20 protein-coding genes and 1 tRNA gene are annotated in these 23,284 nt (G+C 71.1%); 10 read left to right on the top strand and 11 right to left on the bottom strand.

Annotation, left to right across the window (positions count from 1 at the left end; genetic code table 11):
* Positions 1 to 88: 88 nt before the first annotated feature.
* The 3 genes from V4F39_RS05845 to V4F39_RS05835 all read right to left on the bottom strand — a co-directional run bounded on the left by V4F39_RS05845 (position 89) and on the right by V4F39_RS05835 (position 3,955).
* Positions 89 to 1,225: a PQQ-dependent sugar dehydrogenase gene (locus tag V4F39_RS05845; protein ID WP_332288368.1), complete on the bottom strand. Its 1,137-nt coding sequence runs from the start codon at positions 1,223 to 1,225 to the stop codon at positions 89 to 91.
* An 85-nt stretch (positions 1,226 to 1,310) separates the two neighbouring features.
* Positions 1,311 to 3,038 (bottom strand): single-stranded-DNA-specific exonuclease RecJ, encoded by a 1,728-nt coding sequence (gene recJ / locus V4F39_RS05840; RefSeq protein WP_332288367.1) that lies wholly within the window; start codon positions 3,036 to 3,038, stop codon positions 1,311 to 1,313.
* Positions 3,035 to 3,955 carry a hypothetical protein gene (locus V4F39_RS05835; protein WP_332288366.1) on the bottom strand — a complete coding sequence of 307 codons (921 nt, stop codon included), beginning with the start codon at positions 3,953 to 3,955 and terminating at the stop codon, positions 3,035 to 3,037. Before V4F39_RS05835 ends, recJ begins: the two co-directional genes overlap by 4 nt.
* 51 nt (positions 3,956 to 4,006) lie before the next feature.
* On the opposite strand from V4F39_RS05835, the gene V4F39_RS05830 reads away from it, so the two are divergent.
* From V4F39_RS05830 to V4F39_RS05810, 5 genes are all read left to right on the top strand, one after another.
* Positions 4,007 to 4,360 (top strand): VOC family protein, encoded by a 354-nt coding sequence (locus V4F39_RS05830; protein ID WP_332288365.1) that lies wholly within the window; start codon positions 4,007 to 4,009, stop codon positions 4,358 to 4,360.
* Between the two features lie 53 nt (positions 4,361 to 4,413).
* Positions 4,414 to 5,688 (top strand): lipoprotein-releasing ABC transporter permease subunit, encoded by a 1,275-nt coding sequence (locus V4F39_RS05825; RefSeq protein ID WP_332288364.1) that lies wholly within the window; start codon positions 4,414 to 4,416, stop codon positions 5,686 to 5,688.
* 100 nt (positions 5,689 to 5,788) lie between these two features.
* A complete protein-coding gene (lolD, locus tag V4F39_RS05820) occupies positions 5,789 to 6,451 on the top strand; it encodes a lipoprotein-releasing ABC transporter ATP-binding protein LolD (RefSeq protein WP_332288363.1) in 663 nt (220 codons plus the stop codon).
* 202 nt (positions 6,452 to 6,653) lie between these two features.
* Positions 6,654 to 7,871 (top strand): cation:proton antiporter domain-containing protein, encoded by a 1,218-nt coding sequence (locus tag V4F39_RS05815; protein ID WP_332288362.1) that lies wholly within the window; start codon positions 6,654 to 6,656, stop codon positions 7,869 to 7,871.
* 106 nt (positions 7,872 to 7,977) lie between these two features.
* On the top strand, positions 7,978 to 9,114 hold the full coding sequence (locus V4F39_RS05810) for a YbdK family carboxylate-amine ligase (protein ID WP_332288361.1): 1,137 nt from the start codon (positions 7,978 to 7,980) through the stop codon (positions 9,112 to 9,114).
* Between the two features lie 21 nt (positions 9,115 to 9,135).
* Here the strand turns inward: V4F39_RS05810 and V4F39_RS05805 are convergent, their stop codons facing one another.
* The 3 genes from V4F39_RS05805 to V4F39_RS05795 all read right to left on the bottom strand — a co-directional run bounded on the left by V4F39_RS05805 (position 9,136) and on the right by V4F39_RS05795 (position 11,025).
* Positions 9,136 to 10,185 carry a S1C family serine protease gene (locus tag V4F39_RS05805; RefSeq protein WP_332288360.1) on the bottom strand — a complete coding sequence of 350 codons (1,050 nt, stop codon included), beginning with the start codon at positions 10,183 to 10,185 and terminating at the stop codon, positions 9,136 to 9,138.
* A 91-nt stretch (positions 10,186 to 10,276) separates the two neighbouring features.
* Positions 10,277 to 10,864 carry a rhomboid family intramembrane serine protease gene (locus tag V4F39_RS05800; RefSeq protein WP_332288359.1) on the bottom strand — a complete coding sequence of 196 codons (588 nt, stop codon included), beginning with the start codon at positions 10,862 to 10,864 and terminating at the stop codon, positions 10,277 to 10,279.
* A gap of 76 nt (positions 10,865 to 10,940) precedes the next feature.
* Positions 10,941 to 11,025 (bottom strand) — tRNA-Leu (locus V4F39_RS05795).
* A 105-nt stretch (positions 11,026 to 11,130) separates the two neighbouring features.
* Here V4F39_RS05795 and cysM point away from each other — a divergent pair.
* Positions 11,131 to 12,036 (top strand): cysteine synthase CysM, encoded by a 906-nt coding sequence (gene cysM, locus V4F39_RS05790; RefSeq protein ID WP_332288358.1) that lies wholly within the window; start codon positions 11,131 to 11,133, stop codon positions 12,034 to 12,036.
* 11 nt (positions 12,037 to 12,047) lie between these two features.
* Complete coding sequence (locus V4F39_RS05785; protein ID WP_332288357.1) at positions 12,048 to 12,275, top strand: sulfurtransferase TusA family protein; 228 nt, start codon at positions 12,048 to 12,050, stop codon at positions 12,273 to 12,275.
* Positions 12,276 to 12,302: 27 nt separating this feature from the next.
* On the opposite strand, the gene galU is transcribed toward V4F39_RS05785, so the two are convergent.
* The 4 genes from galU to V4F39_RS05765 form a co-directional block, all read right to left on the bottom strand.
* Positions 12,303 to 13,169, bottom strand: coding sequence for a UTP--glucose-1-phosphate uridylyltransferase GalU (gene galU / locus V4F39_RS05780; RefSeq protein ID WP_332288356.1), 867 nt, complete (start codon positions 13,167 to 13,169; stop codon positions 12,303 to 12,305).
* A gap of 117 nt (positions 13,170 to 13,286) precedes the next feature.
* Positions 13,287 to 16,175: a valine--tRNA ligase gene (locus V4F39_RS05775; RefSeq protein WP_378235085.1), complete on the bottom strand. Its 2,889-nt coding sequence runs from the start codon at positions 16,173 to 16,175 to the stop codon at positions 13,287 to 13,289.
* Positions 16,176 to 16,219: 44 nt separating this feature from the next.
* Positions 16,220 to 16,762, bottom strand: coding sequence for a hypothetical protein (locus V4F39_RS05770; RefSeq protein ID WP_332288354.1), 543 nt, complete (start codon positions 16,760 to 16,762; stop codon positions 16,220 to 16,222).
* 107 nt (positions 16,763 to 16,869) lie between these two features.
* The gene (locus V4F39_RS05765) at positions 16,870 to 17,847 is read right to left on the bottom strand and encodes a GMP reductase (protein ID WP_332288353.1); all 978 of its coding nucleotides are present in this window, start codon (positions 17,845 to 17,847) and stop codon (positions 16,870 to 16,872) included.
* A gap of 255 nt (positions 17,848 to 18,102) precedes the next feature.
* Here V4F39_RS05765 and mdtD point away from each other — a divergent pair, with 255 nt between their 5' ends.
* On the top strand, positions 18,103 to 19,506 hold the full coding sequence (gene mdtD / locus V4F39_RS05760) for a multidrug transporter subunit MdtD (RefSeq protein WP_332288352.1): 1,404 nt from the start codon (positions 18,103 to 18,105) through the stop codon (positions 19,504 to 19,506).
* On the opposite strand, the gene V4F39_RS05755 is transcribed toward mdtD, so the two are convergent.
* Positions 19,461 to 20,555 carry a patatin-like phospholipase family protein gene (locus tag V4F39_RS05755; protein ID WP_332288351.1) on the bottom strand — a complete coding sequence of 365 codons (1,095 nt, stop codon included), beginning with the start codon at positions 20,553 to 20,555 and terminating at the stop codon, positions 19,461 to 19,463. The genes mdtD and V4F39_RS05755 overlap by 46 nt on opposite strands.
* 38 nt (positions 20,556 to 20,593) lie before the next feature.
* Here V4F39_RS05755 and V4F39_RS05750 point away from each other — a divergent pair, with 38 nt between their 5' ends.
* Both V4F39_RS05750 and V4F39_RS05745 read left to right on the top strand, forming a co-directional pair.
* The gene (locus tag V4F39_RS05750; protein ID WP_332288350.1) at positions 20,594 to 22,921 is read left to right on the top strand and encodes a UvrD-helicase domain-containing protein; all 2,328 of its coding nucleotides are present in this window, start codon (positions 20,594 to 20,596) and stop codon (positions 22,919 to 22,921) included.
* 8 nt (positions 22,922 to 22,929) lie between these two features.
* Positions 22,930 to 23,205, top strand: coding sequence for a DUF2798 domain-containing protein (locus V4F39_RS05745; RefSeq protein WP_332288349.1), 276 nt, complete (start codon positions 22,930 to 22,932; stop codon positions 23,203 to 23,205).
* Positions 23,206 to 23,284 lie beyond the last annotated feature (79 nt).

The raw sequence follows: 23,284 nt of genomic DNA, 5'->3' as shown, positions 1-23,284 counted from the left end.
GGTGGCACAGGGGCGGGATCGTGCCCGCTCTGGCCGACGGCGTCTGCAACGTATGTGCCATGGCCGGCGCGGCGGCTCGCCGGCGCGCTCAGGGCTCCAGCCGCAGGATTCGTCCGTCGGCGTTGTCGGTCAGCACGTAGAGCAGGCCGTCGGGGCCTTGGCGCACATCGCGGATGCGCTCGCCCAGGCGCGTCAGCAGCCGCTCCTCGCGCACGACCTGGTTGCCGTCCAGTTCGAGCCGCAGCAGCGCCTGCCCGCGCAGCGCGCCCAGGAACAGGCTGCCCTGCCAGCCGGGGTAGCGCGTGCTGGTGAGGAAGGCCAGGCCCGAGGGGGCGATCGACACCGGCACCCAGTGCTTCAGCGGTGCCACCACGTCGTCGCGCACCTCGCCCTCGCCGATGCGCGTGCCGGTGCCGTAGTTGCGCCCGGTGGTGATGACGGGCCAGCCATGGTTGCGGCCCCTGCCGACGATGTTCAGCTCGTCGCCGCCCTGCGGCCCGTGCTCGGTGATCCACAGCTCGCCGGTGGCAGGATGCAGCGCGGCGCCCTGCACGTTGCGGTGGCCGTAGCTCCAGATCTCGGGCAGCGCACCGTTCTGGCCGGCGAAGGGGTTGTCGGCCGGCGCGCGGCCGTCGGTGTCGATGCGCACGATCTTGCCGATGTGGTTGGCCAGCACCTGCGCGTCGTCCTTGCGCGAGAAGCGGTCGCCCAGCGTCACGAAGAGCTTGCCGTCGCGGTCGAACACCAGGCGCGAGCCGAAGTGGCTGCCGCCGCCGGCCTTGGGCTGCTGGCGGAAGATCACGCGCACGTCAGACAGCGTGTTGCCGTCGAGCCGCCCGCGGGCCACGGCGGTGCCGTTGCTGCCCCGGTCGTCGCCGGGCTCGCTGAAGCTCCAGTACACGCGCTGGTTGTCGGCGAAGCGCGGGTCCGGCACCACGTCGAGCAGGCCGCCCTGGCCGCCCGCATCCACCCGGGGCACGCCGGCCAGCGGGGCGCGCACGGTGCCGTCGGGTTCGACGATGCGCAGCTGCCCGCGTTTTTCCGTCACCAGCATCCGGCCATCGGGCAGGAAGGCCAGGCTCCACGGGTTTTGCAGCCCGCGCGCCACGGTGGACGGGCGGGGCTCGGCGGCCTGCGCAGCCTGCGGCGCGAGCGTGGCCAGCACCGGAAGGGCCGCGGCACGGGCCGCGAGTCGGTGGAACGTTCTGCGGTCGATCGGGGGCATGGGCATCTCGGCCTCAAAAGGAAACTGCGGGAGGCCGGTGGACCCGCCGCGGCGGCGTCGGTTCCGGCAGGCCGGGCGGGCGCTCTCAGACCGAGGCTTCGACCATCATCTGCACCCGCTGCTGGCCCTGGTATTCGTCCAGGCTGAGCCGGTAGGCCAGGCGTGCGCGCGGCGGCAGCGGCTCGACGCGGCCGAACCAGATGGCGTCGCGCAGCTGGCCGCCGAGCTTCAGCCGCAGCTTCAGGTGCTTCTCGCCGACCAGCCGCTGCGCGACCACGTCGAACTCGTCGCAGAAGGTGGGCGCCTCGAAGGCCTGGCCCCACACCTGGCCGTCGAGCACCTGGACCGTCTCGGCGTTGAAGTACTCGATCGGCAGCGCGCCGTCGGTGCGCACGCGGCGCTGCAGCGTGTCGGCATCGAGCCATTCGCGCGCCACCTGCTGCAGGGCGTCGGCGAAGGCCGGGAGGTGGGCTTCGTCGAGCGTGCAGCCGGCGGCCATCGCATGGCCGCCGAACTTCTTCAGCGCGCCCGGATGGCGCTTGCTCACCAGGTCGAGCGCGTCGCGCAGGTGAAAGCCGGGGATCGAGCGGCCGGAGCCCTTCAGCAGGCCGTCCTGCCCGCGGGCGAAGACGAAGGTGGGCCGGTGCAGCCGGTCCTTCAGCCGGCCGGCGACGATGCCCACCACGCCTTCGTGGAACGCGGTGTCGAACAGCGCCAGCGCGGGCGGCGGATCGCCGCTGGGCATCAGGCGGTCGAGCAGCGCTTCGGCCTGCTCGCGCATCCCGGATTCGAGCGTGCGGCGCTCGCGGTTGATGGCGTCGAGCTGCGCCGCCAGTTCCGCGGCCCGGCCGGCGTCGTCGGTCAGCAGGCACTCGATGCCGAGCGTCATGTCGGCGAGGCGGCCGGCCGCGTTGACCCGCGGCCCGAGCGCAAAGCCGAAGTCGAAGGCGCAGGCCCGTGCGGCATGCCGGCCCGCGGCGCTGAAGAGCGCCGCCACGCCCGGCTGCATGCGGCCGGCGCGGATGCGCTTGAGGCCTTGAGCGACGAGGCGCCGGTTGTTGGCGTCGAGCTTGACCACGTCGGCCACGGTGCCGAGGGCGACGAGGTCGAGCAGCGCGTCGAGCTTGGGCTGCGCGGCCGCGGCGAAGACGCCGCGCTCGCGCAGTTCGGCCCGCAGCGCGAGCAGCACGTAGAACATCACGCCGACGCCTGCGAGCGACTTGCTCTCGAAGCCGCAGGCCGGCTGGTTCGGGTTGACGATCACGTCGGCGTCCGGCAGCACCACCTCGCTGCCGGCCAGGGCGGGCAGGTGGTGGTCGGTCACCAGCACCGCGAGGCCGCGGGCCCGCGCGTGGGCAACGCCTTCGAAGCTGGCGATGCCGTTGTCCACCGTCACCAGCAGGTCGGGCCGGTGCGCCATCGCCAGGTCGACGATGGCCGGCGTGAGGCCGTAGCCGTGCAGCGCGCGGTCGGGCACCACGTAGTGCAGCGTGCCCGGTGCGGCGCCCAGCATCGCGAGCCCGCGCATGGCCACGGCGCAGGCGGTGGCGCCGTCGCAGTCGTAGTCGGCCACGATGCAGACGCGGCCCCGGCGCGCGAGGATGTCGGCCAGCAGCCGGGCGGCGTCGGCCGCGCCGCGCAGCGTGGCCGGTGGCAGCAGGCGGCCGAGGCCGTCGTCGAGGTCGTCGGGCGAGCGCACCCCGCGGGCGGCGAAGAGCCGGGCCAGCAGCGGGTGCACGCCGGCCTGTTCCAGCGCGTAGGCCACGCGCGGGGGCACGTCGCGCGCTTCGAGCAGCAGGGCGGAGGAGGTCATAGCGTTTCCAGCGATGCGGCCGCGGGGCGGCGGCCGGGCCGCAGCCGTTGCCAGAGGCTGGGCCGGGCGTGGGCGAGCGTGAGGGCGCTGCGTTCGCCGCAGAGCGTGAGGCGCGTCCCCGGCGTGTCGAGCAGCGCGGCGATGGGGCCGGCATCGAGCGCCTGCCAGGCCTGCACCCAGGCATGCCAGTCCTCCGAGAGGGCCGGCGCGCGCAGGCGGGCGTCGACCTGCGGCGCCTGCTGCTCGTGCGCGGGCTGCCAGGCACCGCTGCCGCTGAGCCAGAAGGAGTTGACCGGCAGTGCGCCCCGCGCCTCGCGGGCCTCGTTGAGGGCATGGGTGTGCAGCAGCATCTGCACCTCGTTCTGCAACCGGCGCCACAGGCGCGCCGCACCCTGGCCGGCGGTGCGCGGCAGCCAGGCGTCGACGCTGCGGTGGATCACGCGGTCGAGCGACGCGGTGGGCAGCGACGCGAGCGAGGGGTGGGCGACGGCCCACCGGTCGGGGCCCTGCCAGACCAGGCGCGCGCCTTCGCCTTCGAACAGTGGCTGCACGGCCTCGAACACCGTGCGGGCCTCGGAGTCCGCCAGCGCCAGCGCCTCGGACGGCAGCAGCGTGACCTGGTCCGTGCCCACGGCCCAGTGCGTGGGCGTCGCCCAGGCCCAGGCCGCGGGGCCGCCGGCCTGCGGCGTGCCCATCTCGCGCGCGGCCCAGGGCAGCAGGCCGTCCTCGGCCTGCCAGCCCAGGGCGCGCGCCAGCACGCGTTCGTGCGGCGGGGACAGCAGGGTTTCGTCGCCGTCGTCGCGCGCCGCTTCGGTCCAGCGGGCCAGCAGGGCTTCGAGGCGGGGCAGCTGCAGCGTGGCCAGCGCATGGCGCCCGGCGTCGGACAGCGGCGCCGCATGGGGGATCAGCAGATGCATGGCCGGATTATCGTGCGCGACACTCTCCGGCCCGACCAGGAAAGGACCGCCATGGGCACCACCGGCACCGACCGCCGCATCGACAACATCGAGTTCAACGTGGCGGACATCGCCCGTTCGCGCAGGTTCTACGGCGAGGCCTTCGGCTGGACCTTCACCGACTACGGGCCGGCCTACTGCGAGTTCACCGACGGCCGCCTGACCGGCGGCTTCACCACCGGCGAGGCGGTGCGGCCCGGGGGGCCGCTCGTGATCCTGTACGCCGACGACCTGGCCGCCACCCAGCAGCGGCTGGAGGCCGCGGGGGCGCGGATTGTGCGGCCGGTGTTCTCGTTCCCCGGCGGCAGGCGCTTCCACTTCGAGGACCCCGACGGCTACGAGCTGGCCGTCTGGTCGCCGAATTAGCGCAGGCGCGCCGGGCCGGGCGCCCCGCACCCCTGGGCTACCATGCGCCCCGCATGACAAGTCCCACAAGCTCCTGGCCCTACGAATGGCAGATCGGCTGGCGCTACACCCGCGCCGGGCGTGCCGGGCGGCGCAACGGCTTCATCTCGTTCATCTCCGGCGTGTCGATGCTCGGCATCGCGCTCGGCGTGGCGGCGCTGATCATCGTGCTGTCGGTGATGAACGGCTTCCAGAAGGAAGTCCGCGACCGCATGCTGAGCGTGATCCCGCACGTCGACCTGTTCGACGCGCAGGGCGCGCCGATGCCCGATTGGCAGGCCACGGCCGCGCAGGTGCGGCAGCTCGCGCCGCAGGTCGTCGGCGCCGCGCCCTTCGTCGCGCAGCAGGCGCTGGTGGCGCGCGGCGACGACATGCGCGGCGTGCTGGTGCGGGGCATCTCGCCGGCCGACGAGGCCGAGGTGACCCCGCTGGCCGCGAGCCTGCAGGGCAGCACCTTCGGCCTGCTGCAGCCCGGCGCCTGGAAGATCGTGCTCGGCGCCGAACTGGCCCGCCAGCTCGGCGTGCGTGCCGGCGACCAGGTGACGCTGGTGGCGCCCAACGGCCAGGTGACGCCGGCCGGCGTGGTGCCGCGGCTCAAGCAGTTCACCGTCGCGGGCCTCTTCGAGTCGGGGCACTACGAGTACGACAGTTCGCTGGTGATGATCCACCTCGACGACGCCTCGGTGCTGTTCCGCACCGGGGGGCCCACCGGCCTGCAGCTCAAGCTGAAGGACCTCAACGAGGCGCGCAGCGTGGCCGCGCAGCTCGGTGCCTCGCTCGGCCCGCAGGTGGTGGTGCGCGACTGGACGCGCACCAACCGCAACTGGTACGACGCGGTGCAGCTCGAGAAGCGCATGATGTTCATCATCCTCACGCTGATCGTCGCGGTGGCGGCGTTCAACCTCGTCTCCACGCTCGTGATGACGGTGACCGACAAGCGCGCCGACATCGCCATCCTGCGCACGCTCGGCGCGAGCCCGCGCTCCGTCATGGGCATCTTCATGGTGCAGGGCGCGGCCTCGGGCATCGTCGGCACCGTGGCCGGCGTGGGGCTCGGGCTGCTGGTGGCGCTCAACATCGACACCCTCGTGCCGGCGATCGAGCGCCTGCTGAACACCAGCTTCCTGCCTGCGAGCGTGTACGTGATCAGCCGCATGCCGAGCGATCCGCAGTCGGCGGACATCGTGCCGGTGGCCGTCATCTCGCTGGTGCTGGCCTTCGTCGCGACGATCTACCCGAGCTGGCGCGCGAGCCGCATCAATCCGGCGGAGGCGCTGCGCTATGAGTAATGTCGACCCCAGGGTGCCGGCGAGGCCGGCACCGTCCCCCGAGGGGAGCGAGGGAACTTGGGGCGGCCCGGCGTTTCCTCCGGCGGCACCTGCCGTCATCTTGCGTTGTGCCAACCTGCGCAAGCGCTTCCACGAAGGCGAGATCGACGTCGACGTGCTCAAGGGCATCGAGCTGGAGGTGAAGGCCGGCGAGACGCTGGCGATCGTCGGCGCCTCGGGCTCGGGCAAGAGCACGCTGCTGCACCTGCTGGGCGGCCTCGATGCGCCGACGGCCGGCCGGGTCGAACTGGCGGGCCGCGATTTTTCGGCGATGGGCGCTGCCGAACAGGGCCAGTGGCGCAACCGGCACCTCGGCTTCGTCTACCAGTTCCACCACCTGCTGCCCGAGTTCAGCGCACTGGACAACGTGGCAATGCCGCTGCGCATCCGCCGGCAGCCGGCGGCCGAGGCGCATGCGCAGGCCAGTGCGATGCTGGCGCGCGTGGGCCTCGCGTCGCGCGTGAACCACCGGCCTTCCGAACTCTCGGGCGGCGAGCGGCAGCGCGTGGCCATCGCGCGGGCGCTCGTCACCGGCCCGGCGTGCGTGCTGGCCGACGAGCCGACGGGCAACCTCGACCGCGAGACGGCGCAGGCGGTCTTCGCCGAGATGATCACGATGGCGCGGGAGCGCGGCACGGCGTTTGTGCTCGTGTCACACGATGAAACACTGGCGGGCCGTTGTGACCGCATGCTGCGCATGCGCAGCGGCGTGCTGGGCGATTGACGGAATCCCTGATACCCCGCACGGAACGCGGGTGCTGACAAAGGCACCAAGTTCTTACAAGTGCTGACGGCCACCGCAGGACGGGCGGTGCTGGCGGCGTCCCGCGGCGCGAGGGCGTGCGGCCGCTCGGACGGCCCGCCGCTGGACAGGTCGGCAGGCCGGCAAGGGCCGCGCTGCCTGCAACACGACAAGAGGAGAGTGCATGACCGATTCGCTGTGGTCGATCCTGATCACCGCGCCGTGGGCCCTTCGCCCCGACACCCTGCTGGGGGCGAGCCTGCTGATGGTGGCCGCCGCGCTGCTGGGCGAACTGGCGTGGCGGCGGCTGCGCTGGCCGCGGCTGACGGGCTACGCGGCGGTGGGCGCGGTGCTGGCGGTGGCCGGCCTGGGCGTCACCGGCGACGAAGGCGCCCTGCGGCTCGCGGTCGACGTGGCGCTGGCGCTGCTGCTGTTCGAGGCCGGTGCCCGGCTGAACCTGCGCTGGCTGGGCCGCAATCCCTGGCTGCTGGCGACCAGCCTGCTCGAGGCCGGCCTGGCCGGCGTGGCGGTGCTGATCGCCGCGCGTGCGCTCGGCGTGCCGCCGACGGTGGCGGGGCCGCTGGCGATCATCTCGATGTGCGTGTCGCCCGCGGTCGTTCAGCGGGTGGTGGGCGAATGCCATGCAGCCGGGCAGGTGACCGAGCGCCTGATGACGCTGTCGGCGCTCAACACGCTGTATGCCGTGCTCGCGCTCAAGCTGCTGAGCGCGGGCCTGCTGCTCAGCGACCCCGGCACCTGGTTCAATGCGCTGCCGACCGTCACCTTCTCCTTCTTCGGCTCCTTCCTGCTGGGGGCGGCGCTGGGCTCGCTGCTGTCGCTGATCGCCCGCCGCCTGGACCTGCGCAACGAGAACTCGGTGGTGCTGCTGCTGGGCTGCGTGCTGGTGGCGCTGGTGCTGGCCAAGACGCTGCAGCTCTCGACGTTGCTGGTGCCGCTGCTGGCGGGCATGTGGCTGCGCAACCGCACCGACCGGCCCTGGGTGTGGCCGAGGCACTTCGGCACCGTGGGCGGGGTGCTCGTGTTGGTGCTGTTCGTCGCCGTGGGCTCGGCCTGGTCGCCCGAGGTGCTGGTGACGGCGGGCGCGGTGGCCGCCGCGCTGGTGGTGGTGCGCTGGGTGGCCAAGGCCGCCGCGGTGTTCGCGCTGGCCCGCCCGAGCGGCCTGGCGTGGAAGCAGGCGGGCGCGCTGGGTGCGTCGCTGCTGCCGTTGTCCGCGACGGCGTGGGTGCTGGCGCTGGAGTTCGCGCACGCGCATCCCGCGGTGGGCCCGGCGCTGCTGCCGGTGGTGCTGGCGATGCTGGCCTTCATCGAGCTGCCGTCGCCGCTGGTCGTCATGTTCAGCCTGCGTGCGGTCGGTGAAATCGACAAGAGGGAGAAGGCATGAGACGTCCAGTGTCAACCCATCGGCGGGCCGCGCGCCGGGCCGCCTCCAAGCCGGCCCGCATCCCCTCGGGGGATCGACCGGCGTATTCGACGGGCGAGGGGCGGACATGAGCCTTGAGACGTTCGCCTCGTCCCGGGCGTTCACGCTCGGCGTGGAGCTGGAGCTGCAGATCGTCAACCGCCACGACTACGACCTGACGCCCGGCGCTACCGACCTGCTGCGGGTGATGGAGCGCCGCAAGCTGGCGGCCGACGTGAAGCCCGAGATCACGAGCAGCATGATCGAGACCTCGACCGGCATCTGCGAGCGGCACCACGACGTGATCACGCAGCTCACCGAGGTGCGCGACGCGCTCGTCGACGCCGCGGGCCAGCTCAACGTGCGCCTGTGCGGCGGCGGCACGCATGCCTTCCAGGACTGGAGCCAGCGCCGCATCGTCGACACGCCGCGCTACCACCAGGTCTCGCAGCTGTACGGCTACCTCTCCAAACAGTTCACCGTGTTCGGCCAGCACGTGCACATCGGCTGCCCGTCGCCGGACGAGGGCCTGTGGCTGCTGCACGCGCTCAGCCGCTTCATGCCGCACGTGATCGCGCTGTCGGCCTCCTCGCCCTACATCCAGGGCAGCGACACGGGCTACGAGTCGTCGCGGCTCAACACGGTCTCGGCATTCCCGCTGTCGGGCCGCGCGCCTTTCCTGCTGACCTGGGACGAATTCAAGGTGTTCTTCGGCAAGATGGAGCGCACCGGCGTCGTCGAGTCGATGAAGGACTTCTACTGGGACATCCGGCCCAAGCCCGAGTTCGGCACGATCGAGGTGCGCGTGATGGACACGCCGCTGACCGTCGAGAAGGCCGCCGCCATCGCCGTCTACCTGCAGTGCGTGGCCCGCTGGCTGCTCACCGAGAAGCCGTTCCAGCCGCAGGAGGACGACTACCTCGCCTACAGCTACAACCGCTTCCAGGCCTGCCGCTTCGGGCTCGACGGCGAGGTGGTGGACCCGCAGACCGCCGAGCACACGCCGCTGCGCACGCTGATCGCGAAGACGCTGCAGGACGTGGAGATGCACGCGATCGAGCTGCGGGCCGAGAAGGGCCTGCTGCTGCTGCGCGACCAGCTCACGCGCGACCAGCCCAGCGATGCCGGCTGGCTGCGCGCGACGCAGCAGCGCGAGCAGTACCTGCCCGAAGTGGTGCGCCAGCAGTGTCTGCGCTTCGAGGGCGTGCGCACCCCGGCGGCCTGACGCCCGCGCCGCCGCCGCGCTTCAGATGCCCTGCGCCCGGCGCAGGGTCTTCATGCGGTCGACCGTCTGGAGCTTCACGGTCTGCGGCGCGTCGCCCCGCACGATGTCGAGCGTCACCTCGCGCTCCGGCTGGCCGCCGCGCCAGAGCGCCTGCCACAGCGCGGCGAGGGAGCCGACCACGGTGCCGTCGATGCGCTCGATCCGGTCGCCGGGCTGCAGGCCGGCCAGCGCCGCCGGGCTTTCGGCGCTGACGCGCACCACACGCACCTGGCCCGCGTTCTCCACGCAGTTCACGCCCAGCCAGGCCCGCCTGCTGGCGGCCGACAGGCCGTTGCGCTGCAACTCGGCCAGGATGGGCGGCAGCAGGTCGATCGGCACGAACATGTTGCCTGGCAGCGGCGCCTCGCTGTCGCCGAGGGCGTGCGCCACGACCAGCGAGCCGATGCCGACCAGCTCGCCGCGCGCATTGAAGAGCCCGGCGCCGCTGTGCCAGGGCTGGGCGGGCGCGGTGAAGAGGGCGCCGTCGATCAGGTACTCCCAGTAGCCCGCGAAGCTGCGCCGGGAGACGAGCTGCGTGAGCGCCATGACGGCCGTCTCGCCGCCGCTGGCCATCAGTAGCGGCTCGTCGGCCGCCAGGGCCTGCGCCGAACCCATCGGCGCAGGCTCGACGCGCAGGGGCGTCAGCGCCTGCAGCAGGCCGAAGCCGGTCGCGACGTCATAGGCCACCACACGCGCCGGCACATGGCGCTCGTCGTCGACCACGAGCTGGACCTGGTCGGCCTCGAGGATCAGGTAGCCGATGGTCAGCACCAGGCCGTCGTGTCCGATCACCACGCCCGAGCCCTGCCGCACGCGGCCGAGCGCACTGTTGGAGTGCGCTTCCGCCACCGCCAGCGACTGCACGCCGACGACCGCGGCGTGCGCGCGGCGCAGCGCATCGGCCTGGGCCTGCTCGGTGAGCGCGGGCGGCGTCGCCGCGACCGCCACGTTGACCACGGCCCCCAGCACGGCGACCAGCATCACGCCTGCCGTCAGGCAGGCCGCCAACAATGCCCTGCGTTCCCGGCCCATGGCGCACCTCCATGCGTTGCCATCCCACCCGCGGGTGAAGGCAAAAAGCATGCGGCAAGCGCCGCGCCATGAGCGGCGCGGGGTTTTTGGGTCAGCGCCGGCGGCGGGGGAAGGGGGCCTGGCCGCGCCAGTAGCGGATCATCAGGAATCCGCCGAGCATGCCGCCCAGGTGCGCAAAGTGCGCGACGCCGCTGGGCCCGCCCAGGCCCATCAGCAGCTCCAGGCCGCCGAACACCGCGACGTAGACCTTGGCCTTCATCGGCACCGGCGGGATCAGCAACTGGATCGTGCGGTTCGGGAACAGCATGCCGAAGGCCAGCAGCAGCCCGTACAGCGCGCCGGAGGCGCCGACCGTGGGATTGATGGAGTCGATCAGCGCCGTCCAGCCGAGCTGCACTGCGGCGGCCGCCAGCGCGCTCGCCACGAGGAACTGAATGTAGCGGCGCGGGCCCCACAGCCGCTCGAGCTCGGACCCGAACATCCAGATGCCCAGCATGTTGAACAGCAGGTGGAAGGCACCGCCGTGGAGGAAGGCGTAGCTGACGACCTGCCAGGGCTGGAACCTGCCCGTGCTGATCGGCCAGAGCGCGAGCGACCCCAGGGGGATGATCAGGCCGAGGCAGAACATGCCTACGCAAAGGAGGATCAGGGCTTTGGTGACCGGCGGCAGTGACGGCATGCGGAGGGTCTCTCGGGGTGCGGCGCGAGCGCTCGTCAGGGGTGTGCCGGGCCATCGCCCCGGCGGCGTGCTCGCTTGGTGCCCGCGGCCAGACTCGAACTGGCACGCCTTGCGGCGGCGGATTTTGAATCCGCTACGTCTACCGATTTCGTCACGCGGGCGGTGGACGCCTTGGCGGCGTCTTGCGTGGGGGCGGATTATGTCATGGGGCAAGCCGATGCCCCCGCAGCCGGGCGGCCTGCGGGTGGTGCTGCCACAATCGAAACATGCCAGCCTACAAGACCCTTGAAGACGTCATCGGCGCCACGCCGCTGGTGCGCCTGCAGCGCCTGCCCGGTGACGAGATCGCCCAGCGCGGCAACGTGATCCTCGGCAAGCTCGAGGGCAACAACCCGGCAGGTTCCGTCAAGGACCGCCCGGCCATCAACATGATCCGGCGCGCCGAGGAGCGCGGCGACATCAAGCCGGGCGACACGCTGATCGAGGCGACCTCGGGCAACACCGGCATCGCGCTGGCGATGGCCGCGGCGATCCGCGGCTACCGGATGCTGCTGATCATGCCGGAGGACCTGTCGGTCGAGCGCGCGCAGACCATGAAGGCCTTCGGCGCCGAGCTCGTGCTGACGCCGCGCTCGGGCGGCATGGAGTACGCGCGCGACCTGGCCGAGCAGATGCAGAAGGACGGCAAGGGCCGCGTGCTCGACCAGTTCGCCAACCCCGACAACCCCGCGGTGCACTACGAGACCACCGGGCCCGAGCTGTGGCAGGAGACGGGCGGGCGCATCACGCACTTCGTCAGTGCGATGGGCACCACCGGCACCATCACCGGCGTGTCGCGCTACCTGAAGGAACAGAACCCCGCCGTGCGCATCGTCGGTGCGCAGCCGAGCGAGGGCTCGCGCATTCCCGGCATCCGCAAGTGGCCGGAGGCCTACCTGCCCAAGATCTACGACCCGACGACGGTCGACGAGCTGGTCTACGTGTCGCAGGCCGACGCGGAGCACATGGCACGCCGCCTGGCGCGCGAGGAAGGGCTGTTCGGCGGCATCTCGGCCGCGGGCGCGTGCTGGGTGGCGCTGCAGATCGCGCGCACCGTCGAGAACGCGACCATCGTCTTCGTGGTGTGCGATCGCGGCGACCGCTATCTGTCGACCGGCGTGTTTCCGGCGTGAAGGGGCAGGCGATGCAGATCGACAAGGAGATCGACACCCGCGGCCTCAAGTGCCCGCTGCCCATCCTCAAGGCCAAGAAGGCGCTGGCCGACATGGCGTCGGGCCAGATCCTGAAGGTGGTGGCGACCGACCCCGGTTCGACGCGCGACTTCCAGGCCTTCGCGCGGCAGACCGGCAACGAACTCGTCGAGCAGTCGAGCGACGGCGGCGAGTTCGTGCACTGCCTCAAGCGCCGCTGACCGCGGCCGCCGAGGCGGCGCGGGTTCTCAGAGCTCGATGCCGCGCAGGTAGTCGCGGAAGCCCGGGCCCAGCGTCGGGTGCGCGAGCGCGAGCGCGACGTTGGCTTCGAGGAAGCCTTCCTTGCTGCCGCAGTCGTAGCGCTGGCCTTCGTAGCGGTAGGCGAACACCTTCTCGCGGCGCAGCAGGCCGGCGATGCCGTCCGTCAACTGGATCTCGCCGCCGACGCCGCGCGGCTGGTTGGCGATCTCATGGAACACGCCCGGGGTCAGGATGTACCGGCCCGCGACGCCCAGGTTGGACGGCGCCTCTTCCGGCGACGGCTTCTCGACGATGCGCGTGACGTCCATCATCCGGTCGTTCACGCGCGAGCCGTCGACGATCCCGTAGCGGCGGGTGTGCTCGGGCGGCACTTCCTGCACGGCCAGGATGGACGCGCGCCATTCCTTGAACTGCTCGGCCATCTGGGCCAGCACCGGCGGCTTGCCCACCATCAGGTCGTCGGCCAGCAGCACCGCGAAGGGCGCATTGCCCACCAGGCGCTGCGCGCACAGCACGGCATGGCCCAGCCCCAGCGCCTGGGGCTGGCGCACGTAGATGCACTCCATGTCCTTGGGCTTCACGCTGTGCACGACGTCGAGCAGTTCCTTCTTGCCCGCCTGCTCGAGCGCGACTTCGAGCTCGAAGGTCATGTCGAAGTGGTCCTCGATCGGCCGCTTGTGGCGGCCCGTCACGAAGATCATCTCCCGCACACCCGCCGCGTACGCCTCTTCGACGGCGTACTGGATCAGCGGCTTGTCCACCACCGGCAGCATTTCCTTGGGTTGAGCCTTGGTCGCGGGAAGGAACCGCGTGCCCAGCCCGGCGACGGGGAAGATGGCTTTCGTGACCGACATAGACGGAGGGGGAAGTTGGGACAATCTCGGGGATTGTGGCACGCAGCAAACGTGCCATCGGCCGAGTCTGCCGCCCGTCTGTGACAGTCCGTTTGGCGGGGCTGGCCCGCCTGCGGATCAGGCGGCCGCGGTATCCAGCCGCGCGGCCTGCGCCTGCAGGCGCGCCACGGTCTGCGTGAACTCGGACAGCCGCGCCTTCTCCTGGTCGACCACCGCGGCCGGTGCCCGGGCCACGAAGCTCTCGTTGCCCAGCTTGGCGTGCGCCTTGGCGATCTCGCCCTCCAGCCGCGTGATCTCCTTGGCCAGCCGCGCCTTCTCGGCCGCCACGTCCACTTCGACGTGGAGCGCCAGGCGGATGCCGCCCAGCATCGAGACCGGCGCGGTGGCCGTCGCGTGGTCGAACGCAGCCTCGTCGGCGAGCACCTGCACGTCCGACAGCTTCGCCAGCGCCTTGAGCACCGGTGCGACCTGCCCCACGAATTCCGCGTCGCCCAGCGTCAGCAGCGGCACGCGTTCCGCGGGGGAGAGGCTCATCTCCGCGCGCAGGTTGCGGCAGGCGCCGACCAGGGCCTTCAGCCGGCCCGCCCAGGCGTCGGCGGCCGGGTCGATCTTCTCGGGCTGCGCCTCGGGGTAGGGCGCCGTGACGATGCTCGGGCCTGCACGGCCGGCCACGGGCGCCACCGTGTTCCACAGCTCGGCGGTGATGAACGGCGTGATCGGGTGCAGCAGCCGCAGCACCGCTTCCAGCGTGCGGATCAGGGTGCGCCGCGTGGCGCGCTGCTGCGCCTCGGTGCCGGTCTGGATCTGCACCTTGGCGATCTCCAGGTACCAGTCGCAGTACTCGTCCCACACGAAGCTGTAGATCGCGTTGGCGACGTTGTCGAGCCGGTACTCCGCGAAGCCCTGCGCCACGGCCGCTTCCACGCGCTGCAGCTCGCCGGCGATCCAGCGGTCGGCCTGGCTGAAGGCCATGTAGCCCTCGAAGGCGCCGCCGGGCGCGCATTCGGCCTTGGTGTGTTCCTTCAGGCCGCAGTCCTGGCCTTCGCAGTTCATCAGCACGAAGCGCGTGGCGTTCCAGAGCTTGTTGCAGAAGTTGCGGTAGCCCTCGCAGCGCTTGCTGTCGAAGTTGACGCTGCGGCCCAGCGTGGCCATGGCCGCGAAGGTGAAGCGCAGTGCGTCGGCGCCGTAGGCCGGAATGCCCGCCGGGAACTCCTTCTCGGTGGCCTTGCGCACCTTCGGGGCCGTCTCGGGCTTGCGCAGGCCCACCACGCGCTTGTCGAGCAGCGGGTCCAGCTCGATGCCGTCGATCAGGTCGACCGGATCGAGCACGTTGCCCTCGCTCTTGCTCATCTTCTTGCCTTGCGCGTCGAGCACCAGGCCGTGGATGTAGACGTGCCTGAACGGCACCTTGCCGGTGAAGTGCTTCGTCATCATGATCATCCGGGCGACCCAGAAGAAAATGATGTCGTAGCCCGTCACCAGCACGCTGCTGGGCAGGAACAGGTCCTGCTCCAGCGTCTGCTCGGGCCAGCCCAGCGTGCTGAAGGGCACCAGCGCCGACGAGTACCAGGTGTCGAGCACGTCTTCGTCACGCTTGAGGGCGCCGGCGTAGCCCGCGGCCGTGGCCTGGGCGCGGGCATCGTCCTCGCTGCGGGCGACGAACAGCTCGCCGTTCTCGCCGTACCAGGCCGGGATCTGGTGGCCCCACCAGAGCTGGCGCGAGATGCACCAGTCCTGGATGTTTTTCATCCACTGGTTGTACGTGTTGACCCAGTTCTCGGGCACGAACTTCACTTCGCCCGACTCGACGACCTCGATCGCTTCACCGGCGATCGACTTGCCGTTGGCGCCGGGCTTCGTCATCGCCACGAACCACTGGTCGGTCAGCATCGGCTCGATGATCTGGCCGGTGCGGGTGCAGCGCGGCACCATCAGCTTGTGCTTCTTGACCTCGACCAGCAGGCCCTCGGCCTCGAGCTGCGCGACGATCTGCTTGCGCGCGGCGAAGCGGTCGAGCCCGCGGTAGGTCTCGGGGATCTCGGGCAGCTCGGCCACCACCTTCGCGTCGAGCGTGAAGATCGTGATCATCGGCAGCTGGTGCCGCAGGCCGACCTGGTAGTCGTTCGTGTCGTGCGCCGGCGTCACCTTCACCACGCCGGTGCCGAAGGCCTTGTCGACATAGTCGTCGGCGATCACCGGCACCAGCCGGCCGGTGACCGGCAGGCGGACCTGCCGGCCGACGAGGTGCGCGTAGCGCTCGTCCTCCGGGTGCACCATCACCGCGGTGTCGCCCAGCATGGTCTCGGGCCGCGTGGTGGCCACCACCAGCGATTCGCCGCTGCCTTCCACCGGGTAGCGGATGTGCCAGAGCGAGCCGTCTTCCTCCTCGCTCTCCACCTCGAGGTCGGACACCGCGGACTTCAGGACCGGATCCCAGCTCACCAGCCGCTTGCCGCGGTAGATGAGCCCCTCTTCGTACAGCCGCACGAAGGTGTCGGTGACGACCTTCGACAGCTTGTCGTCCATCGTGAAGTACTCGTGCTGCCAACTCACGCTGTCGCCCATGCGGCGCATCTGCTGCGTGATGGTGGAGCCCGACTGCTGCTTCCATTCCCACACGCGGGCGACGAAGTTCTTGCGGCCCAGGTCGTAGCGGCTCAGGCCCTGGTCCTGCAGCTGGCGCTCCACGACGATCTGCGTGGCGATGCCCGCGTGGTCGGTGCCCGGCACCCACAGCGTGTTGAAGCCGCGCATGCGGTGGTAGCGCGTCAACGAGTCCATGATGGTCTGGTTGAACGCGTGGCCCATGTGCAGCGTGCCCGTCACGTTGGGTGGGGGCAGCTGGATGCTGAACGAGGGCTTGGCCGGGTCCAGCGTGGGCTCGTAGACACCGCTCGCCTCCCACAACGGCCCCCAGTGGGCCTCGATCGCTGCGGGTTCGAAGGATTTGGCGAGTTCGGTCATGGCAAGGGAGCGGCGCGCCGGCTCCGCGAGGGGCCGGTGCATGACGTTGCAAGGGGATCGCCGATTGTAGGCGGCGCACCTCGCCGTCAATGGAAGATGCGGATGTACGAACGCGTCAGCGACGGGGCGCGGGCCTTGCGCCAGACGCCGTCGCCGCTGGTGCTGTCGCGTTCGCCCTTGCCGTTCGTGTTGCCCTCGATGGTCTGCACCAGGTCACCGGGGCTGCGCTGGTCGTCCACCACGACGCCGATGTGCGAGAAGTCGAACACGATGAAATCGCCGCGCCGGGCGAGCTGCCGCTCGTCGAGCACCTGCACGCCGGCGGCGCGGGCCCACTTCTCCCAGCCGAAGGCGCTCGCATCGCGGCAGCGGAGCTTCTCGGCCTGCGCGAAGCTGATCGAGTCGCGCTTCATGAAGCCGGCCAGGCTCTGGCGGGCGGCCTCGTCCTCCAGCACCTCGCGCATCAGCCAGCAGGTGAAGGCGGCGCACCAGGGCCAGGCGCCGGGCTGCAGCCAGGTGGCGCCCTGGTACTCCTCGATGCGCGCGCCGGTGTTGTTGACGACGCCCTCGCGGACGCCCACCTCGTGGTGCGCGAGGTCGATCAGCTTGTCGATGACGGGGTTGCTCATGGCGTTCTCCTGCCGGACACCCGCGCCAGTGCGGGCGAGTCCGGCAGGATGCGCTGGTTGGCGCGGCGCTCACATCCCCAAAAATCGCGATACGCGGCAGGGGCGGGCTACATCAGCAGGTGCTCGCCCGCGTTGTCGCCGCCGAGGATCACGTAGTTGACCCGCCGCACGTCGGCCAGCCCGGTGCCGCCGGCGTAGCTGATCGAGCTCTGCAGGTCTTCCCGCATCTCGCGCAGCGTGTCGGCCAGCCTGCCCTTCACCGGCTCGAGGATGCGCTTGCCTTCGACGTGCTTGTACTCGCCCTTGTTGAAGTCCGACGCCGAACCGTAGTACTCCTTGTAGAGCCGGCCGTCGACCTCGACCGTCTGGCCGGGCGATTCCTCGTGCCCCGCGAACAGCGAGCCGATCATCACCATGCAGGCGCCGAAGCGCACGCTCTTGGCGATGTCGCCGTGGTCGCGGATGCCGCCGTCGGCAATGATCGGCTTGGTGGCGACCCGCGCACACCACTTCAGCGCCGAGAGCTGCCAGCCGCCGGTGCCGAAGCCCGTCTTCAGCCGCGTGATGCACACCTTGCCGGGGCCGATGCCCACCTTGGTCGCGTCGGCGCCCCAGTTCTCCAGGTCGATCACCGCCTCGGGCGTGCCCACGTTGCCGGCGATCACGAAGGTCTTCGGCAGCTTCCGCTTGATGTGCTCGATCGTGCGGCGCACGCTCTCGGCGTGGCCGTGCGCGATGTCGATGGTGACGTAGTCGGCGCCCACGCCCTCGGCGGCCAGGCGGTCGATCACCTCGAAGTCGGCCGGCTTGACGCCCGAGCTGATCGAGACGAACAGGCCCTTGTCGCGCATGCGCTTCGCGTAGGCGACGTTGTCGACGTCGAAGCGGTGCATCACGTAGAAGTAGCCGTTGGCCGCCAGCCACTGGCTGATCGGCTCGTCCACCACCGTTTTCATGTTGGCCGGCACCACCGGCAGGTGGAAGCGGCGGCCGCCGAACTCCACCGAGGTGTCGCATTCGCTGCGGCTGTCGACGCGGCACTTGCGCGGCAGCAGCAGGACGTTGTCGTAGTCGAAGATTTCCATGTCAGTGCCGCCCGGCCGCCCGAAGGCACTGACGCACCCCCGCGGGGGGCAGCGAACGAAGAGAGCGTGGGGGTTGTTGCATACGAGGCTCCAGGAAGAGAGGTCAAAGCGAGCGCTTGACTTGGAGCCCGGCGGAGCACGTGGAGTGCCCACAAAAAACCGGGCACCAAAATTTGGGCCCGGTGATTGATTCTACGCGCCGCCCTAGACTCGGCGCCCGCTGGATGGCCCTGCCGGGCCCAGGACTATCGCCCCGTGCTCGACCCCACCACCCGCCGCCTCCTGCCCTGGCTGGCCGCCATCGCGTTCTTCATGCAGACGCTGGACGCCACCATCCTCAACACCGCGCTGCCCAGCATGGCGCGCAGCCTGGGCGAGAGCCCACTGCGCATGCAGTCGGTGGTGGTGTCGTACATGCTGACCAGCGCGCTGCTGATCCCGGTGTCGGGCTGGCTGGCCGACCGCTTCGGCACGCGGCGCGTGTTCATGACGGCGATCGTGCTGTTCTCGCTCGGCTCGCTGCTGTGCGCGCTGTCGCCGTCGCTGCCGCTGCTGGTGGCGTCGCGGGTGGTGCAGGGCGCGGGCGGCGCGCTGATGCTGCCCGTGGGGCGGCTCGCCATCCTGCGCAGCTTCCCGCGGGCCGAGCTGCTGAAGACGCTGGCCTTCGTCTCGGTGCCGGGGCTGATCGGCCCGCTCGTCGGCCCGCCGCTGGGCGGCTGGCTGGTGGAGGTGGCGAGCTGGCATTGGATCTTCCTCATCAACATCCCCGTGGGCGTGGCCGGCGTGCTGGCTGCCACCCGCTACATGCCCGACCTGCGCGCGCCCGGGGCGCTGACGTTCGACGGCCGCGGCTTCGTGCTGTTCTCGCTGGGCCTGGTGATGGTGTCGCTCGCGCTGCAGGGCCTGGGGGAGCGCGCGATGAGCACCGCCACCTCGATGCTGATGCTGGCCGCGGGGCTGGCGGCGATGTGCGCCTACTGGCTGCACGCGGTGCGCACGCCGCAGCCGCTGTTCGGCCCCCAGCTCTTCCGCATCCCGACCTTCTCGGTGGGCATCGCCGGCAACCTCTTCTCGCGGCTGGGCAGCGGCGCGATGCCGTTCCTGACGCCGCTCTTCCTGCAGGTGGGGCTCGGCTACGCGCCCGCCAAGGCCGGCATGAGCATGGTGCCCACCGTCATCGGCGCGATGGTGGCCAAGCGCTTCGCCGAACGGCTGATCAGCGGCTTCGGCTACCGCAACGTGCTGGTGGTCAACACGCTGCTGCTGGGCGCGATGATCGCGGGCTTCGGCCTCATCGGGCCGGGCACGCCGCACGCCGTGATCCTGGGGCACCTGGCGGTGTTCGGCGTCGTCAACTCGCTGCAGTTCACCGCGATGAACACGCTCACGCTGAGCGACCTGGGCGACGCCACGGCCAGCAGCGGCAACAGCCTGCTGTCGGTGGTGCAGCAGCTGTCGATGAGCCTGGGCGTGGCCGCGGCCGCCAGCCTGCTGCTGGCCTTCAATCCCGGCGCCGGGCGGGGCGAGGCGCTGCTGCACGGCTTCCACGGCACCTACGTCTGCGTCGGCCTGCTGTCGATGATGGCGGCGTGGATCTTCTTCCAGCTCGGCCGCTACGAAAGGCCGGCCGGGCCGCCGACGCCCGGCGACGACGGCTGATCCGCCGGGGCGCCCAGCACGTCGGGCAGGGCCACGCCGCTGCGTCGCCCCACCGCCGCCGCCGGCCCGGCCAGCCACGCGCCGGCCGCCGCCCGGCCTGCGTCGCGCAGCCGGTGCAGGAAGGGCAGGTGGGCGATCAGCCGCGTCTCGCGGTGCAGGGCCGCCAGCACCGGCGCGCCGTCGACGAGGTGCCAGCGTGCCTGCGCCAGCCGCCGCTCGAGCCCGGACCGCGGCCACCAGCCGCTGCGCATCGCCGACTGCAGCTCGTGCAGCAGGCCCAGTTCGCGCAGGAAGGGCGCCTGGAAGGCGATGTCGACGGCGCGCTCGCGGATCTCGGCCGCCTTGCGCGGCGTGTGGGCATGGCAGCGCGGCGCGAGCAGCACCAGCAGCGTGTCTTCCGCGCAGCGGCTGTCGCGCAGCAGCGGGAACACGGCCGGGTTCGCGCTGTAGCCGCCGTCCCAGTAGGGCTCCCCGGCTATCGTCACCGTGTGGTGCAGCGCCGGCAGGCACGCCGAGGCGAGCAGCGCGTCCAGCGTCAACGATTCGTTGTCGAACACCTGCAGCCGGCCGCTGTTGGCGTGCGTCGCGGCGATCGCCAGCCGCGGCCGGCCGGGGTGGCGCAGCGCCTCGAAGTCGATGTGCCGCAGCCGGTCGCGCAGCGGGTCGTGGCCGAGCGGGTTCAGCTCGTGCGGGGAGAGCGTCTGCGCCCAGCGCATCAGCAGGCGCGCCAGCGGGTTGAGCGCCAGCGCATCGTCCTGCCCGACGGTCAGCCACTCGAAGGGCAGATGGGAGCCGATGCCCGACCAGAACGCCTCCAGCGCGGCCCGCGCGCCCGCGGGGCCGCCGGCCATCAGCCCGTGCGCGAGCAGCACGGCGTTCATCGCGCCGGCGCTGGTGCCCGAGAGGGCCGCGATCTCGAAGCGGTCCGCCTCCAGCAGCGCATCGAGCACGCCCCAGGTGAACGCCCCGTGCGCGCCGCCGCCCTGGAGCGCGAGGTTGAGGGCGGGCCGCGGCGGGCGGCGTGGGGCGAACAGCGGAGGCCAGGCCATGGGGCCAGCATGCCATGCCCGACTCCTAGAATCGGGCCATGCATGATGACCCGCTGCTGCGCAACCTGAATCCCGAACAACATGCCGCGGTCACGCTGCCGGCCGTGCCGGCCCTGATCCTGGCCGGCGCGGGTTCCGGCAAGACGCGGGTGCTGACCACGCGCATCGCCTGGCTGCTGCAGCAGGGCCACATGTCGCCCGGCGGCGTGATGGCCGTGACCTTCACCAACAAGGCGGCCAAGGAGATGCTGACGCGCCTGTCGGCGATGCTGCCGGTCAGCGTGCGCGGCATGTGGATCGGCACCTTCCACGGCCTGTGCAACCGCTTCCTGCGGGCCCACTGGAAGCTCGCCGGCCTGCCGCAGTCGTTCCAGATCCTCGACAGCGGCGACCAGCTCTCGGCGGTCAAGCGCATCATCAAGGCGAAGAACCTCGACGAGGAGCGTTTCGTCCCGAAGCAGGTGACGTGGTTCATCGCCGGCAGCAAGGAGGAGGGCCTGCGCCCGCGCGACGTGGAGCTGCGCGATGCGCAGACCGCGAAGCTGGTCGAGATCTACGAGGCCTACGAGGAGCAGTGCGCCCGCGAAGGCGTGGTCGACTTCGCCGAGCTGATGCTGCGCACCTACGAGCTGATGCGCGACAACGACCCGCTGCGCGAACACTACCAGCGCCGGTTCACGCACGTGATGGTCGACGAATTCCAGGACACCAACCGCCTGCAGTACGCCTGGATGAAGATGTTCGCCCCGCCGGGGCGGGGCCAGAGCGTCTTCGCGGTCGGCGACGACGACCAGAGCATCTATGCCTTCCGCGGCGCGCAGGTCGGCAACATGGCCGACTTCGAGCGCGAGTACCACGTCGAGCACGTCATCAAGCTCGAGCAGAACTACCGCTCGTTCGGCAACATCCTGGATGCCGCGAACGAGCTGATCGGCCACAACAGCCGGCGGCTGGGCAAGAACCTGCGCACCGAGGCCGGCCCGGGCGAGCCGGTGCGCGTGGTCGAGAGCACCAGCGACTTCGGCGAGGCGCAGTGGGTGCTCGAGGAAATCCAGCAGCTGCACCGCGGCGGCATTGACCGCAAGGAGATCGCGCTGCTCTATCGCAGCAATGCGCAGTCCCGGGTGATCGAGAGCGCGCTCTTCAACGCCGGCATCCCCTACCGCGTCTACGGCGGGCTGCGCTTCTTCGAGCGGGCCGAGGTCAAGCACGCGCTCGCCTACCTGCGCCTGATCGAGAACCCGAACGACGACACGAGCTTCCTGCGGGTGGTGAACTTCCCCGCGCGCGGCATCGGGGCGCGCACCATCGAGCAGCTGCAGGACGCGGCGCGCAGCAGCGGCCGCAGCCTCCACCAGAGCGTGGGCGCGGTCGCGGGCAAGGGCGGCGCCAACCTGGCGGCGTTCGTCGCGCTGGTGGATGCGATGCGCGAGCGCACCCACGGCCTGACGCTGCGCGAGATCATCGAGCAGATGCTGCAGGCCTCGGGCCTGCTGGACTTCTACCGTACCGAGAAGGAAGGCCAGGACCGCATCGAGAACCTGGAGGAACTGGTCAACGCGGCCGAGGCCTTCGTCACCCAGGAGGGCTTCGGCAAGGACGCGGTGGCGCTGCCGGTCGACGAGCACGGCCCCGGCACGCTCGCCAACGACGCGCCGGCCCCGGCGGCCGACCGGGTACCCGACGCCGAAACCGGCGAGATCATGTCGCCCTTGGCCGCGTTCCTCACCCACGCCTCCCTGGAGGCCGGCGACAACCAGGCCCAGGCCGGCCAGGACGCGGTGCAGCTGATGACCGTGCATTCGGCCAAGGGCCTGGAGTTCGACGCGGTGTTCATCACCGGCCTTGAGGAGGGCCTGTTCCCGCACGAGAACGCGCTCTCCGACAGCGACGGGCTGGAAGAGGAGCGCCGGCTGATGTACGTCGCGATCACACGGGCGCGCCAGCGCCTCTACCTCAGCTTCAGCCAGACGCGCATGCTGCACGGCCAGACGCGCTACAACGTCAAGAGCCGCTTCTTCGACGAGCTGCCCGAGCATGCGCTGAAGTGGCTCACGCCCCGCCAGCAGGGCTTCGGCTCCGGCTATGCACGGGAGTACCAGCAGGCCTGGCAGCGCGGCGCGGGCATGGGCTCGATGGTCGGCGCGGGCCGCATCGAGCCCCGGCCCGCCGCGCCGGCGCTGGTGCCCAAGGCTCCGAGCCACGGCTTGCGCACCGGCCAGGCGGTGTTCCACACCAAGTTCGGCGAAGGGGTGGTGCTCACGCTGGAGGGCCAGGGCGACGACGCACGCGCCCAGGTCAATTTCGGCCGCCACGGCATGAAGTGGCTGGCGCTGTCGGTCGCCAAGCTGACCCCTGTGGAATGACCCGGCCCATGGACCGCTCCCCCCGCCCTCCCGGCACCATCGTCTTCGGCATCCCCAAGCTGCCGGCCCGGTACGCCGGCATCGTGATGCCGCTGCTGCTGTCGGTGATGATGACCTTCATCGTCTCGTTCATCAGCACGTTCCGCGGCGTGGGCTGGGGGCCGGACCTCGTGCGGGTCTGGCTCGGCTCGTGGGGCCTGTCGTGGCTGGTCGCCTTTCCGACGCTGCTGCTCGCGCTGCCCATCGTCCGCCGGGCCACCGCGGCGCTGGTGAACATGGGTTGAGCGCACGCCCCATCCTGGCGGCAGGCGCTGGCACGTGCCTTGCAATCGCCCTGGGCTTGCCAGTGTGACGGTCTTCCTC

The sequence above is a fragment of the Aquincola agrisoli genome (genome assembly GCF_036621135.1).
In the GTDB taxonomy this organism is placed as follows: Bacteria; Pseudomonadota; Gammaproteobacteria; order Burkholderiales; family Burkholderiaceae_C; genus Aquincola; species Aquincola agrisoli.
Note: the sequence above shows the minus strand (reverse complement) of the source record. Positions and strands in the feature narration are given on the sequence as shown.

Coding starts and splice junctions, on each gene's coding strand:
- V4F39_RS05845 (WP_332288368.1), bottom strand. CDS start 1,225: ATGCCCCCGATCGACCGCAGAACGTTCCACCGACTCGCGGCCCGTGCC.
- recJ (WP_332288367.1), bottom strand. CDS start 3,038: ATGACCTCCTCCGCCCTGCTGCTCGAAGCGCGCGACGTGCCCCCGCGC.
- V4F39_RS05835 (WP_332288366.1), bottom strand. CDS start 3,955: ATGCATCTGCTGATCCCCCATGCGGCGCCGCTGTCCGACGCCGGGCGC.
- V4F39_RS05830 (WP_332288365.1), top strand. CDS start 4,007: ATGGGCACCACCGGCACCGACCGCCGCATCGACAACATCGAGTTCAAC.
- V4F39_RS05825 (WP_332288364.1), top strand. CDS start 4,414: ATGACAAGTCCCACAAGCTCCTGGCCCTACGAATGGCAGATCGGCTGG.
- V4F39_RS05815 (WP_332288362.1), top strand. CDS start 6,654: ATGACCGATTCGCTGTGGTCGATCCTGATCACCGCGCCGTGGGCCCTT.
- V4F39_RS05810 (WP_332288361.1), top strand. CDS start 7,978: ATGAGCCTTGAGACGTTCGCCTCGTCCCGGGCGTTCACGCTCGGCGTG.
- V4F39_RS05805 (WP_332288360.1), bottom strand. CDS start 10,185: ATGGGCCGGGAACGCAGGGCATTGTTGGCGGCCTGCCTGACGGCAGGC.
- V4F39_RS05800 (WP_332288359.1), bottom strand. CDS start 10,864: ATGCCGTCACTGCCGCCGGTCACCAAAGCCCTGATCCTCCTTTGCGTA.
- cysM (WP_332288358.1), top strand. CDS start 11,131: ATGCCAGCCTACAAGACCCTTGAAGACGTCATCGGCGCCACGCCGCTG.
- V4F39_RS05785 (WP_332288357.1), top strand. CDS start 12,048: ATGCAGATCGACAAGGAGATCGACACCCGCGGCCTCAAGTGCCCGCTG.
- galU (WP_332288356.1), bottom strand. CDS start 13,169: ATGTCGGTCACGAAAGCCATCTTCCCCGTCGCCGGGCTGGGCACGCGG.
- V4F39_RS05775 (WP_378235085.1), bottom strand. CDS start 16,175: ATGCACCGGCCCCTCGCGGAGCCGGCGCGCCGCTCCCTTGCCATGACC.
- V4F39_RS05770 (WP_332288354.1), bottom strand. CDS start 16,762: ATGAGCAACCCCGTCATCGACAAGCTGATCGACCTCGCGCACCACGAG.
- V4F39_RS05765 (WP_332288353.1), bottom strand. CDS start 17,847: ATGGAAATCTTCGACTACGACAACGTCCTGCTGCTGCCGCGCAAGTGC.
- V4F39_RS05755 (WP_332288351.1), bottom strand. CDS start 20,555: ATGGCCTGGCCTCCGCTGTTCGCCCCACGCCGCCCGCCGCGGCCCGCC.
- V4F39_RS05750 (WP_332288350.1), top strand. CDS start 20,594: ATGCATGATGACCCGCTGCTGCGCAACCTGAATCCCGAACAACATGCC.
- V4F39_RS05745 (WP_332288349.1), top strand. CDS start 22,930: ATGGACCGCTCCCCCCGCCCTCCCGGCACCATCGTCTTCGGCATCCCC.